Here is a 14651-nt window from a genome sequence, read left to right as displayed (position 1 = left end):
TTATTTTTTAGTTTAGAATGTAAGGTTGATACCTCCGGAAATCACACGCATCGGAGAATAGCCTCCATATTCATCATCAGAACCAGCCATTGCCACACGAGGGTCAAATCCCTGACGTTTGGACCACAAGCCGAGATTATCTGCCGTAGCATAGATACGCAGTTTCTCAACACCCAATTTCTGCGTCAGGTTCTTCGGCAATGTGTAGCCCAAAGTGATGTTACGGATACTGAAGTAGCTGGCCTTTATCAGATTGAGGTCTGATTGCTGAGTGAAAGAGTTGGAAGCATTGTCAGCATTCCAAATAGGAAGTGAACCTTGACCGGTCTCAGGGTTGAATGTTTTCCACATATCCTTATTATGACCTACGTAGAATGAAGAGCTCATGCCGGACAGATAAGAATAGTCATAAGCATAGCCACCAATTTGGAAAGCCGTTGCTATAGAAAGGTCGATTCCCTTGTAAGAGAAAGTAGTGCTCAAACCACCGTTGAAATCGGGCAGTGCAGATTTTCCAATGAAGTAGCGGGTTGCGTCTGCATAAGTGGTGGTGGTAGTACGGCCTGTCACTTCCCCTTTCTCGTTTGTCTCATCCATGTACCACATGGCATTTCCTTTTTCGTCCATGCCGGCATACATATAAGTATAGTATTCAAAGCGGCTCTTACCTTCGCGCAGGTTGAACGGACCGGAAGTGATACCATTTTCACGGTTTTCTTCGGGCAGTGTCACGATGCGGTTCTTGTAGTGAGATCCCACGAGCGATACCGTCCACTTTAGGTCGGGCTGATTGAAAATATCCACATTCACTTCAAACTCTATACCAGTGTTTTTCATCGCACCCAGGTTTTCCCAATTATACGGACGTCCGGCTGTAGAGTAAGCTACAGGGCGCTTGAAGAGCATATCGTCTGTACGACGATAAAAATATTCGAATGAACCGTATACTCTGTCGAATAGACGGAAATCTACTCCCACGTCAAAAGTCTTCTGCTTTTCCCAAGTCAAGTCCGGATTACCGTAGAATTCCGGTGAATAACCCAACTCTGAACCATTCCAAGTAACTGTGTATTGGTCTTGATAAGGCGTGTACACATAGGCATAGTCATACTCCGAAAGGATGCTTTCATTACCTTGGGTACCATAAGACGCACGCAGTTTCAAGTCGTTCAACCAAGAGTTTGTACCCTCCATGAATGCTTCGTTGGAAATACGCCAAGCGGCACCTACCGACCAGAAATTACCCCAGCGGTCCAAGAAGCGGGAAGTACCGTCGCGACGGAAGGCTGCAGAAAGATAATATTTGTTGCTATAGTCGTAGTCTGCCATACCGAAATACCCCTCGATGTTATGGTTTGCCGTGTAGCTGTTAATGTATTGCATTTGTCCACCGTTGTCCAGTTCCGGATTGTTCGGATTAAAGAAATTGGTCTTCTGTCCTGCTAAATACTGATATTCATACTTATAGTACTCGTGACCTATCTTGGCCGACAAGTGGTGGTTATCGCCAAAAACATTGCTGTAGGCCAGAATCTGGTTGAAGTTGGTAGTCGTAGTGTTGTAGCTTCCTTTTGTACCACGACCACCGAAAGACTGTCCGTCACCGATGAGCGGAGTGTAGAATACTGTCTGGCTACTGTTCGTGAAATCATAACTGTAGTTTGCTGTAAACTTGAAATTCTTCAAGAACGAGATTTCCAGATACGAGCGTGAAGTCAGATTATTGTACACAGTTTCACGAATATCCTCTTTCATATTGGCTATCACATTCTGGTTAGTAGCCGTAGGACGTTTAGATGTACCGTCTGTCTCACCGTTTCCGGCATCATACATAGGACTTCCGTCCTCATAATATTTCATATTACCTTCTGCATCATAGGCATGAACCGGGAAGATGGGAGCCCAAGAACGTGCCACCTCAAAAGGATTGGAGGCAGCTCCGGCATTCTCTTGTACACCATTCTGAGTTGCTTTGGAATAGCCTACATTGGTACCTACCTTCAACCAGGATTTCAACTGAGAGTTAACGTTGGCACGAGCCGTAAAGCGCTCATAAGAAGAACCTAGCACATAAGAGTCATTGTCCAGAAAGCCCATAGATACATAGTAATCTGTGCGGTCATTACCACCCGATGCAGATACATTATACTCTTGACGGAAGGCATTGTCGAACAAGGCATCGGCAAACGAATCATTATAACGCAGACGTGCATTGGGGTTAAGTTTTCCATCTGGTGTTACCAGATACTCTCCTTGCGGGATGATATAAGCATTGTAATTACCCAGTTCGCCCAGCAAATCCTGACTGGCTGCTAAATTAGAGTCTTCAATGGATTTTCCAGCCGCCCAATAGGTGTTACGAAGACCATACCAAGACAAACGGTAGAACTCTCCCGGATCAGTAGCCATATCATAGTCCTTGTACGCACGCTGTGCCACACCCCAGGAGCCGTTAAAGTTGATGGCCACCTTGTCTTTGCGTCCGGTCTTGGTAGTAATCATGACCACACCACCTGCTGCACGGGAACCATACAAAGAGTTGGATACAGCATCTTTCGACACGTTCACTGAAGCAATGTCTGTAGGGTTGATGTCCGACAACTTGCCGTTGAAGGGCACACCATCTACTACAATCAGTGCATTGTTGCTGGCCGAAATAGAACCGATACCGCGTAATACGATATTGGCATCTTGTCCCGGCTGGCCGGAAGAACTTACAACTTGCAAACCAGCCACAGCTCCTTCTAATGCATTGGACACGGATGTAGCTTGTGAATTACTGATAATCTCATTCTTTACACTGCTGATAGAACCCACCAAATCTTGTTTACGTTTAGTGCCATAAGCCACTACTGTTACTTCATCAAGTATCTCTGTATCAGGCATCATAACCACTTTTACGCTCGGTTTGATTACCACTTCTTGAGTCTTCATACCGATGTACGAAATCACCAGAGTTTTCGCGGAACTACAACACTCTTATTTTATTAATAATCAAGCGATTATACCATGTAATAGAAATCACTATAGCGAAATTTCCTTTCTCACAAGGTGTATGTATAGGGGTACAATGTATAAAACCTTACTGCTGTGATACTATTTGTTGGATTAATGACTTGGTTATCATATGTATATCATAAAGTTAATACGTTGCTTAAAGATTTTAAATGATTCTTCCTCTTATATGAAGAATATCTTTTGTCAACATCTATCATCCTAGCTGCTTTCAATGAAGCATTTACTCTACATTGTCATTTTATTAGCGAAAGTACTAAAGTCTATGTAAAAGAATATTTCAATAGCTTCAAAAAACAGTAAACTCAAAACTTTGTGATTAGCTAAACAATCAAGACAACTGTTGTTTCTTCATAACAGTTTTCATCATTTTTGCTTCCACACTTCCACCCGCTCCTTGTATCCCTCTATTCATCGGCATTACAGACGCTGTGGAAGCAATACAAAAGTGTGGAAGCAAAATTTGCTTCCACACCTCCAATCAGTCTTAAATATTGATAACACACCAATGTCAATCTTCTATTTACACTATACTATACTTAATTGATTCTCAGCAATTTCTCACTGCAAAACTTTGCAAACCTATTGCAGCGATACTGCAAAGCTGTTGCAGTGATACTGCAAACTAATATGCAGTGCGGCTGCAAGCAATATGCAGTGATACTGCAAACAATATGCAGTGGTACTGCAAAACGTATGCAGTGAGTTTGCAGCGAGCAAACTGAAACTGAATAGTGAATGAACAGACTTTAAAGGAGAAGTATATGACTAACGATATGAAAGTGTAGTATTGGCTATGCTAAGTTCGTGTTTTTTTAGGCAAAGGCATGAGTGCATGGTTCTTTTCTAAATCATGCACTATAGTCATATCCATTACATTTGTATACACTTGTGTGGTTTTAACACTTTTATGCCCCAATAATTTTTGCACCGTTGTGATGTTTACTCCATTATAAATCAATAGTGTTGCATTAGTATGGCGAGCAGTGTGAAATGAAATTTTTTTTGATAAACCAGCTAGGCGGGAAATCACAATTAAATCCTTGTTCACATTAGAGTTATCCCTTAAATGAAAGAAGCTTTGTAAGTCATCCCGATATTTGTCCAGAATAACAAGCCCTTTTCCTTCGAATAAGAGATAAAGAGGTAATCTGACTTCTGTACTCGTCTTTATGGATTTATAAATTAGCCAGGTTTCTTGACGAATCTCCACGATGTTATCGGGTGATAAACTGATAAAATCAGAATATCTCATTCCTGCATAGCAACAAAACAAGAATGCATCTAAAGTCTTTTGCAATTTAGTATATCTGCCAGCCAAGCTTAATTTCTCCAACTTCTCCAACTCTTCAGGAGATAAGTGCGTATGCTTGTTTTCTATAGTTTTAATCTTGTACTTTCGAAAAGCGTATTTTTGTATCTCCATATAATCCTTGTTGATGGCGACATTTATATGTCGCTTCAGATGCTTCATATGTTTGGCTATCGTATTTGTGTGATAACCTCTTGATTGCAAGAAATATTCAAAGGAGGATATGAATTCGAATGTTAAATCAGAAAAGGTTACATCCTTTTTGAACTGTTGTAATAATGAAAGAGTGGAGAGATGATTTCGTTTTGTGCTTTCTTTTAGAGTAGAGTTTGCTATCTCTTGCCTAAAAAAAGGAATAAAAGCGGTTTTGTTTTCGCTTGTGCTCAAAACATCCTTTAGTAACTCTAATGAAATACGCCTTCCTTGCTGCCACAATTCCAACTCTTTTTTTTCTATCATAGCCATGAACTCATATATCAATCTATTCAGCGCATCTGCATTAGGATGATTCTTCACAATAAGCTTTTTATTGTCCCACTGTTCTGGCTTTAAATAAACTTTGGTTGAAAAATACTTTTTCTTTCTGTCCAAATAGGCTTCTACTTGTACCAATGCCATTCCTTTTTTATTCAGGCTTCTTTTTCTGTTGTACACTAGATTGTAAATAATCTTACTCATTTTACTTGATTTTAATTAATACCAATAACAAATAAGACGATATTCTGTGCTCGATGGGATTAGAATAAGAATTAATATCTCTAAAAAGTGTCTTTTTGTGTTTAGCTATTAATCGGTATTTAGCCTCCGGGAACTCTCAATTTGTTTCAAAATCAGGTCCGTTCTCTGTTTTAGCGGCTTATTTATTAACCATTTTGTTTTAAAATATGTGTATTTCTTGGAAAAATCATCCTAAAAGAGAGAATCATAGTGATAGTAAACATAAGCCAGTTTAGGTTTTTTAAGTGTGAAAAATCTGTTATTAAGCATAAAGTGACATGTTTAATTAACAAATTGATAGATTTACAAGGTTTTTTCAATAAAATAGTTGTTCGTTTCAGTTTTATTAATATATTTGCACTTTGTTAGAGTAAAGAAACAATTAATGTAAAGTTAAACTTTAAGAGAGAATTTATGAAAAGAAAATTAATGCTGTTATTGGCCTGTCTTTTTGTCGGAATAGGCCTAGTAACTGCCCAAACCCAGAAGGTTACAGGTGTTGTAATTTCTGAAGAAGACGGGCAGCCAGTTATTGGAGCCTCTGTATTGGTAAAAGGTACACAAATTGGTGCTATTACCGGTGTAGATGGTGATTTTACATTACCAAACGTACCAAGTTCCGCGAAAACTCTGGTGATTTCGTACATCGGTATGAAAACTCAAGAAGTAAGTATTAGGGCAAATATGAAAGTATCAATGAAGCCCGATACTGAAGTTCTAGACGAAGTGGTGGTTACTGGCTATGGGGTACAACGAAAGGCATCGTTTACCGGAGCAGCAGCAGTTGTAGGCAAGGATGTCCTTGCTAAAAAAACTGATGCTAATTTCGTAAAAGCATTGGAAGGTGCAGTACCTGGTATCCAGATGAACAATTCAACTAGTATGCCAGGTATATGGGGATCTATCTATGTACGTGGTCGGGGTTCACTCAATTCAGGGACTCAGCCACTCTATGTTATTGACGGTATGCCGGTTGATTCTGATACCGATGATAATTCACTTACTTACTCTACAAATAATACAATAGATCCGATGTCTTCGCTTAATCCTGCTGATATCGAAAGTATTACGGTATTGAAGGATGCAGCGGCTACTGCTATCTATGGTTCACGCGCCGCTAATGGAGTAATTGTTGTTACCACTAAAAAAGGTGCGGAAGGCAAATTCAACATTAACCTCGATATTAAACAAGGATTTGTTACTACTGCCAATAACAATATGGATTTTGCTAATGCACAGCAAACTATGAAACTTTTCACTGATGGCTACACTGCAGCACAAGGAGGAGATTGGCAGGAAAATTACAATTACTTGGCAGATGATTACTTTGGCTGGGATCGTAAATCTTCCTACGACTGGATGGATGCTATCTCTCGTAAAGGTTATTATCAAGATTACAATTTGAATATGCAAGGACGTACCGGTTCCACTGGTTATTATGTCGGTTTAGGCTATTTGAACACAGAAGGCCTAATCATTGGATCTGATTTAGAACGTTTTTCTGGACGCCTCAATTTGGATACAAAATTTAAATGGGCTACTTTGGGGGTGAATTCATCATATAGCTATACTACACAAAACGGTTTTTCCTTATCCACAGCCGGTTCTATGAGTAGCCCTCTTACAGCAGCTGTTTCCAGCCAAACTCCTATGGACCCTTTTTACGACTCAGAAGGCAATTATGCTAATATCAATAATTATAATCCATTAGCATTAATGGATGAGAAGACCGGTGAGTTAAATCAAAGTAATACTCAAATGGTGAATTTGAATCCTTATTTCCAAATAGATTTTGGTAAGGGAATCTATGCAAAAACAACATTAGGAGTAAATATCAATGAACTGCGTCAATATCAATATTGGAGTGCACTTTATAACCCGCAAGCTCAAGATTATAATGGCTTAGGACAGCAATATAATTCAAAGAGTACGGTTGTTACTTGGAATAATATTATTGGTTGGAATTATAAATTTGCCGACAAACATGATATTAGCCTGATGTTGGGTCAAGAAATGCAAAAGAAGAGTTATTTCTATGAATATTATGCTAAATCTGATTTTCCGTTTGCTGCTTCTGGTATGCGTGACCTTACAACTGCTGGTACTGACCAGGGAAATGAGTATTACAAGCAAGAGGCGCGTTTAGCGTCTTATTTCGCGGATGTGCACTATTCCTATGCTGATAAATATTATCTTTCTGGTTCTTTCCGCCGTGACGGTTCATCTGTATTCGGTACAGACAATCGTTGGGGTAATTTTTGGTCAGTAGGTGGTAAATGGCGTATTTCGGGGGAAGAGTTCCTGAGTGAAAACGAAATCATAACAAATGCTACGCTTCGTGCGTCTTATGGTACAGTAGGTAATCAGGATATTAGCTGGTATGCTGCCCGTGGATTTTATTCATCAGGATACAATTACAATCAAATGCCCGGTATGAGACCGACAAGTATCCCTAATCCTGAATTGACATGGGAGGTTTCTAAGAAATTTGATATTGGTTTTGACCTTTCATTCCTGCAACGTATTCATTTGACCTTCGATTTCTATAACGAAGAAACTTCTGATGCCTTGTTTGAAATACCTTTGTCTATGACTACCGGTATCTCAAAAACTTATCAGAATATCGGTTCTATCCGTAATCGGGGTATTGAGTTCTCGATAAATACTTCCATCATTCAAAATAATGATTTAAATTGGAACTTCTTCGCCAATCTGACATGGAACAAGAACGAAGTAATAAAGCTATCTACTGATGACCCTCTAGAATATACATATCAAATCATTGAACAAGGACATCCTTACAGCCAGTTCTACATGAAAGAATATGTAGGTATAGATCATGAGACCGGTAAACCATTATGGTACCTTAATAAAGAAGGTGACGAAACTACATCTGATTACAATGCAGCTGCCAAACGATACGTAGGGGATGCCGACCCCAAGGTATTGGGAGGCTTTGGAACCAATCTTACATGGAAAGGAGTTGATTTCAACCTTAACTTCAATTACCGTTTAGGAGGAAAAGTCTATAATTCAGGAGCTGCTTTTACCGGCTTTGGTATGGCATTCCGTACACCGCTTGAGGATGTAGCCCTTAACTCATGGACGCCTGAGAATAAGAACGCTAAATATCCTCAATATATTTACCGTGATCCCAATAACGCTACAGCTACATCTTCCCGTTATCTTTATAGTGGCAACTACCTGCGTATCAGTAATGTTACATTGGGATATACACTACCTAAGACATGGACGCAAAAAGCATTTATCCAGAAGCTACGCGCCTATGTATCAGTAGATAATCTCTATACATTTACAGCAAGTGATTTTGTAGGATATAATCCAGAGACTTCTGCTAATGGTGTCATTGCATGGCAATATCCTGCTACGTGTACCTTCATCGGAGGTATTCAGCTCACCTTCTAAAAGATAGTATAACAGTAATTAAAAGCAATATATGAGTATGAAAAAGAATATATTAAAGACATTCATCATATTAGCCTTAGGAGCTGGTATTTCAGGATGCGGAAATAGTTTCCTAGAAACCAACTACTACAAAGGCATTGATGTGGAAACGGGATTGTCTACGGTTGACAATATCTCGACGGCACTTAATGGTACTTACTATGATTTGTTCTATTACTATTTTGCCGGAAATTATGCAATCAATATCGGTGATATTCCAACTGATATAAGTTATTGGAATGGTAAAACCGGACACTTTGATGGTATATACACTTATACTTATACAGATACAGACACCTACCTGAAAGCAATTTGGGAATATGGTTACAAGACTGCTGATAATGCAGCCCGTGTTATTGAGGCTTCTAAAGCTCTTTACGAAAATGTCGCAGCAGAAGAAAAGTCTGAACTAGATCGCTGTATGGCTGAAGCCTATGCTTTGCGTGGGTATGCACAATTAATGTTAGTCAATGTCTATGCTCATCAAGTAAAAGTGAATGGTACTGACCATTCATCTGCTCCCGGCATCGTATTGATAGACAAACCTATTGAAGCTCTTTCTCAGGTTAGCCGTTCGACAGTTGGACAAAGTTATGAAGCTATTGTATCGGATTTCAACTTGGCAATAATGCACTTTGATGCCGCTGGGGGTGATAGGCAATCCTTGGTATTTTTCAATAAAGCTGCTGTATATGGTTTGTTGGCACGTACACATTTGTATTTGGAAGATTGGGACAAGGCAATGCAATATGCACAAATTGCTCTTGACGAAAAAGGAATTGCCGAATTAACCTATGGTACCGCTAAATACAAGGCATTGTATAATAACGAGGCATCCAACACTGAAAGTATGTTTGCATTAGCCATTACCCAAACAGACAACTGGTCGGCTAATTCGTGCGGTACATTGTGGTCTAGTTACAACTATAGTCCGAGTCCTAAATTGCAAGCCCTTTATGGTAAAAACGATTGTCGTACAAGTATCTTCGAATGGGATGCTAAATCTTCTCCAACTGTGCCTATATTCAAAGCTGGTAAATTTTCACATTATGATTCTGGTAACCCTGCTTATGGAACCAATTATATTGTGAATGCTCCTGAAATGTTTCTAATAATCGCAGAAGCAAACTTAAAAGGTTCAAACGGCAGTTTAACCAAAGCACAAAATGCCCTGCTAACAGTAGCTAAGCGTAATGCAGATATTACATCTGTATCTGATTTGCCTGCTACATCTGATGGCTTAATGAAATTCCTTAAGGACGAACGTGCGCGAGAATTATTTCAAGAAGGTTTACGTTTGTATGACTTAAGACGTTGGGACGAAAATGCAGAGGTATATGCTGCTAAAGCCCCTACTGTATCATTCACTTATACTAACTACAAAATCTCCAATTTGGTATTCCCCATTCCAAGTGCAGAAATAAATGCAGGTTTTGGAGTTGAACAAAATGATTGGTCAAGTACTTTACCGAGGTAAATCGTTGGAACTTGTAAATAACGCAATTCGATTATAAAATCGGATTTTATAAATAAAGTGTTTTTGAAGAGGTTGTGTCTTTTGTGACACAACCTCTTTTTTTATTCTAGACTCTCGCAACAACAATCAACTTTTAAAAAACAATAACTATCAATTATCCATAATCTTATAAAAATATCGTATGTTTGCAATTAGATAAATGCATGAATATGGATTCTAAAAAACAACTCTACATCATTAGTGGTTGTAATGGTGCTGGTAAGACTACGGCATCTTATACTGTGTTGCCGGATGTTTTGGAATGCAAGGAGTTTGTCAATGCGGATGAAATAGCTCGTGGATTATCTCCTTTTAATCCCGAAAGTATGGCCATTGAAGCCGGACGGTTGATGTTGCAAAGAATCAATGAATTGCTGAAAAATCAACAAAACTTTTCTATAGAAACCACACTTGCCACAAGATCTTACACTCGCCTTGTCCATCGTGCACAAGAACAAGGATATAAAGTTAATTTAATATATTTCTGGCTGAGTTCGCCCGACTTGGCTATTCAGCGTGTAGCCCAACGTGTACGTAATGGTGGACACGACATTCCCAAAGAGGTTGTGCTCCGGCGTTATCAAGCAGGCATTGATAACTTTTTCAATATTTATATGCCTTGTGTGGACTATTGGCTATTGGCAGATAATAGCGAAACACCCCGTATAATTGTTGCTGAAGGTGGACGAGGAATGGAAATGCATATACATCACATTGAACGATTTAATAAAATACAAAGTTATGTCAGAGAATGAACGAAAAGAACTAAGCGAAAAGTTACATTTCGGTTTGGCATTAGCCGAACGTCGTATGCTTGAAGAAAAAGCATTGCGCAATGAATGCATTATACAAGGCTTGCCCAATGGAGAGATTAAAAGTGTACCGGCACGTATCATACTGCGTAGACTTTATGGAGAAGAGCTGAAACGATAGAAATATCCTCTCTTCAATAAACAGCAAACCTGAATTGTCTGCACGACACGAGAGCCAGTGCGGATTACAAAAGTACATTCTTTATTCCCCTGAATTATAATAAAAAATATATCCACTCAGTCTTCGTTATTCTATGTAGACTATATTCTCTTACAAGAAGACTTCCTCATTACGTTTTTGACATGCTCCAAACAGTAGTTTTTCATAGCTATAGAATTCTTTACTCCAATTACTTTGTATTTGGAATAATCTCCATTTATAAGATAGAGACAATTACATGGTGTTCTATGCATAAAATGGATAAATAGGTAGGATAGTATTTATGTAACCATTATAAATTCAATAGTATTTTACATAAGGGTTTACATTCTCATAGATGGAATAAACAACACGAGTAAATAATTGACAAAAAGCAACTAAATGATAGATATTGACAAAGCCCTTCTAGTTTTTGAGAAAAAAGATCCTAACGTTATGATTATAGCACATCAGTACAGAATTAAACACCTTCAAATCAGGATATTACCATTACAAATAGTATCATATAAGTAGATTGTCATTTACAGTGGATATGTATAGAGTATCTTCTCTAGAGGAATACTTTATTTCAGGAGCTCTTTTTGTTTATTTTGTATTGCTTATTATCAACAATATAGACATATTGTAGTTCCGCGAAAACTTTGGTGATTTCTTATATTGGTATGCAGACCCAAGAAGTGGCAATAAAACCCAGCTTAAAAGTGGTGATGAAGTCTGATACTGAGATGCTTGATGAGGTAATGGTGGTTGCTTTCGGTACAGCAAAGAAGTCTGCATTTACGGGTTCGGCTAAGGTGGTTGGTACCGAAAAGCTGGAGCAGTCGCAAGTGACGAATGTTACTGATGCCTTGGCAGGTGCTGTGCCGGGTGTGACACTGACTTCCAATGACGGTGCTCCGGGTTCAAAGTCATCCATCAAGATTCGTGGTTTTAGCTCAATCAATGCAAAGAATGACCCTCTGATTATTGTGGACGGCGCTCCTTATAGCGGTGATATTAATAATATCAATCCTAACGACGTTGAGTCAATGACAGTATTGAAGGATGCGGCTTCCAATGCTCTTTACGGTGCTCGTGGTGCTAATGGTGTAATTATCATCACTACCAAAAGGGCCAATATGTCGGGAGAGGCTAAGGTGACTTTTGATGCTAAGTGGGGTGCTAACACTCGAGCGTTGCAGAAATATGAAGTGATTGACAATCCTGGCATGTACTACGAGATGCATTATCGTGCCATGAACAATTATTATAAGTCAACGGGAATGAATGACCAAGCTGCATGGCTTGAGGCAAACAAGAATCTGTTTGGCTCCAACGGTGGATTGGGATATAATGTATATACAGTTCCCGATGGGCAATTCCTCATCGGTCAGAACGGTAAACTTAATCCCAACGCCACATTGGGTAGAGTTGTGAATTATAAAGGACGTGACTATCTGCTGACTCCGGATGATTGGGAAGATGTGGGAATGCGTACCGGTCTGCGTCAGGAATACAACTTCTCGGTGAGCGCAGCCAATGAAAAGTCCTCTTTCTATGTTTCTTTAGGTTATCTTGGAAATGAGGGTATCACTGAAGGCTCTGACCTGAAACGTTTGACAGGCCGTTTGAAAGCCGACTATCAGGCAAAGAAGTGGTTGAAGATTGGTGGTAATATGGGATATGCACGTTTTGATTCTAACTCGTTGAGTAACAATGGTACCAGTTCGTCTACCGGTAATATATGGGCGTTTGTTACCCAAATGGCTCCCATCTATCCCGCCTACGTGCGCAATGCTGACGGCAGCATCATGGTGGATAATAATGGTATTGGAATGATGGACTACGGTAGTGGTATCAATGCAGGTATGCAGCGTCCTTTCATTGCTGATGCCAACCCTATTCTAGACAATAAACTAAATACCAGAAACTCTGAAGGAAATGCCATTAACGGCAACGCCTTTGTAGATATAACTCCTATAGAAGGCCTAAAGGTGACATTCAATGGTGCTTTCAACTTGGATGAGACACGTCATAGTTACGTTTACAATCCTTACTACGGGCAGTTCGACTCCACTGGCGGTACAGTGAGTAAGTATCATACACGTACTTACGATTACAACCTGCAACAACTTGTTTCTTATGCCCGTTCGTTTGGCGACAATAACTTCGATATTCTTTTAGGTCACGAATATTATGATTATCGCTACTATGAACTTGGGGCCAGCAAGTCGCAGATGTTCTCTCAAGGCAATAAGGAATTGGATGGTGCCATTATCGACGGACAAGGTGCTTCTTCCTATAAAGAGCGTCGTAACAATGAAGGTTTCTTCGGCCGTTTGCAATACAATTATGACGAACGCATCTTCGGCTCGGCTTCTTTGCGTCGTGATGCTTCCAGCCGTTTCCATCCGGACCATCGCTGGGGTACATTCTGGTCGGTAGGCGGTGCGTGGCTTATCAACAAAGAAAGCTGGTTTGATGCTTCATGGGTGCAGGAACTGAAGCTGAAGGCTTCTATTGGTTCACAAGGTAATGACAATATCGGTGACTTCCTCTATACGGATAGATTTAACATTATCAACTCTAACAACAGCCTTGGTACTTCATTTAAATCTAAGGGCACTAAAGACATCACTTGGGAAACCAACACTAACTTCAATATCGGTGCAGAGTTCCAGTTGTGGAACCGTGTAACCGGTAGCATCGAGTACTACAGACGTAAGACTTCGGATATGTTGTTCTCATTTACCGTGGCTCCATCATTGGGTTATGCTTCCTATATGGACAACGTTGGTAACATGGTCAATAGTGGTGTGGAAATGGACTTCAATGTGAATATCTTCGATACACGTAACTTTACGTGGGATGTGAATGTGAACATTTCAACCTTGAAGAACCGTATTACGATGCTTGATCCTGATAAGTTGATTACTACTGAGTATACAGCTGATGGAAAAGGATATAAGGGCTATTCTAACGGAAGCTTCTTCATTGGTGAGGATTTGTCTATGTTTACATGGCGCTTGAAGGAGTATGCCGGAGTGAATGAAAAGGGTGAGTCTTTGTTCTATAAGAATGTCAAGGACGAGGCCGGCAATATCACCGGACGTGAAACGACTACGAATCATGCTCAGGCTGACTATTACATCACAGAGGAAAGCTCAATACCTAAGGTGTATGGTGGTTTCGGTACCAAACTGAAAGTCTATGGCGTGGACTTTGGCATAAACTTCACTTACCAGATTGGTGGTAAGCAGTATGATGGTACGTATGCTTACTTCATGTCGTCACCTTATGGTACGGCTGGTTACAACTACCATAAGGATTTGTTGAACTCATGGACTCCTGAGAACACAAATACTAATATCCCGCGTTTCCAGATGAACGACCAATATTCAGGGGCAATGTCTACGCGCTTCTTGACAAATGCAAGCTTCTTGAATATCCAGAATATTAATGTGGGCTACACGTTGCCTTCCAAGTGGACAAGAAAGTTGGCCATCAACTCATTGCGTGTGTATATGTCGGCAGAAAATGTTTTCTATTGGTCTAAACGTAAAGGGTTCGACCCACGTCAGTCATACGACGAGACAACCAATGCTACTTTCTATTCACCGATGCGTACCATCTCTGGTGGTGTGTCATTTGAGTTCTAAACCTAATATATAGATT

General features: G+C 39.8%; 6 protein-coding genes and 1 pseudogene. 5 read left to right on the top strand and 2 right to left on the bottom strand.

Annotated features, from left to right (window positions below; translation table 11 throughout):
- Positions 1-12: 12 nt before the first annotated feature.
- Together DXD65_RS07310 and DXD65_RS07305 are read right to left on the bottom strand one after the other, a co-directional pair.
- Positions 13-2955 carry a SusC/RagA family TonB-linked outer membrane protein gene (locus tag DXD65_RS07310; protein ID WP_080597311.1) on the bottom strand — a complete coding sequence of 981 codons (2943 nt, stop codon included), beginning with the start codon at positions 2953-2955 and terminating at the stop codon, positions 13-15.
- A gap of 859 nt (positions 2956-3814) precedes the next feature.
- Positions 3815-5005: a site-specific integrase gene (locus DXD65_RS07305; protein ID WP_008665770.1), complete on the bottom strand. Its 1191-nt coding sequence runs from the start codon at positions 5003-5005 to the stop codon at positions 3815-3817.
- A 453-nt stretch (positions 5006-5458) separates the two neighbouring features.
- Here DXD65_RS07305 and DXD65_RS07300 point away from each other — a divergent pair, with 453 nt between their 5' ends.
- The 5 genes and pseudogenes from DXD65_RS07300 to DXD65_RS07280 all read left to right on the top strand — a co-directional run.
- Complete coding sequence (locus tag DXD65_RS07300; protein WP_117887488.1) at positions 5459-8470, top strand: SusC/RagA family TonB-linked outer membrane protein; 3012 nt, start codon at positions 5459-5461, stop codon at positions 8468-8470.
- A 37-nt stretch (positions 8471-8507) separates the two neighbouring features.
- On the top strand, positions 8508-9986 hold the full coding sequence (locus tag DXD65_RS07295; protein WP_022402279.1) for a RagB/SusD family nutrient uptake outer membrane protein: 1479 nt from the start codon (positions 8508-8510) through the stop codon (positions 9984-9986).
- 209 nt (positions 9987-10195) lie between these two features.
- Positions 10196-10780, top strand: coding sequence for a zeta toxin family protein (locus DXD65_RS07290; protein ID WP_034533105.1), 585 nt, complete (start codon positions 10196-10198; stop codon positions 10778-10780).
- Positions 10767-10958 carry a hypothetical protein gene (locus tag DXD65_RS07285; protein WP_008665776.1) on the top strand — a complete coding sequence of 64 codons (192 nt, stop codon included), beginning with the start codon at positions 10767-10769 and terminating at the stop codon, positions 10956-10958. Before DXD65_RS07290 ends, DXD65_RS07285 begins: the two co-directional genes overlap by 14 nt.
- A gap of 665 nt (positions 10959-11623) precedes the next feature.
- Positions 11624-14635: pseudogene (locus tag DXD65_RS07280) on the top strand (SusC/RagA family TonB-linked outer membrane protein); the annotation flags it as partial.
- Between the last annotated feature and the right edge of the window lie 16 nt (positions 14636-14651).

Source organism: Bacteroides sp. 4_1_36 (assembly GCF_003466325.1).
Taxonomy (GTDB): domain Bacteria; phylum Bacteroidota; class Bacteroidia; order Bacteroidales; family Bacteroidaceae; genus Bacteroides; species Bacteroides uniformis.
Note: the sequence above shows the minus strand (reverse complement) of the source record. Positions and strands in the feature narration are given on the sequence as shown.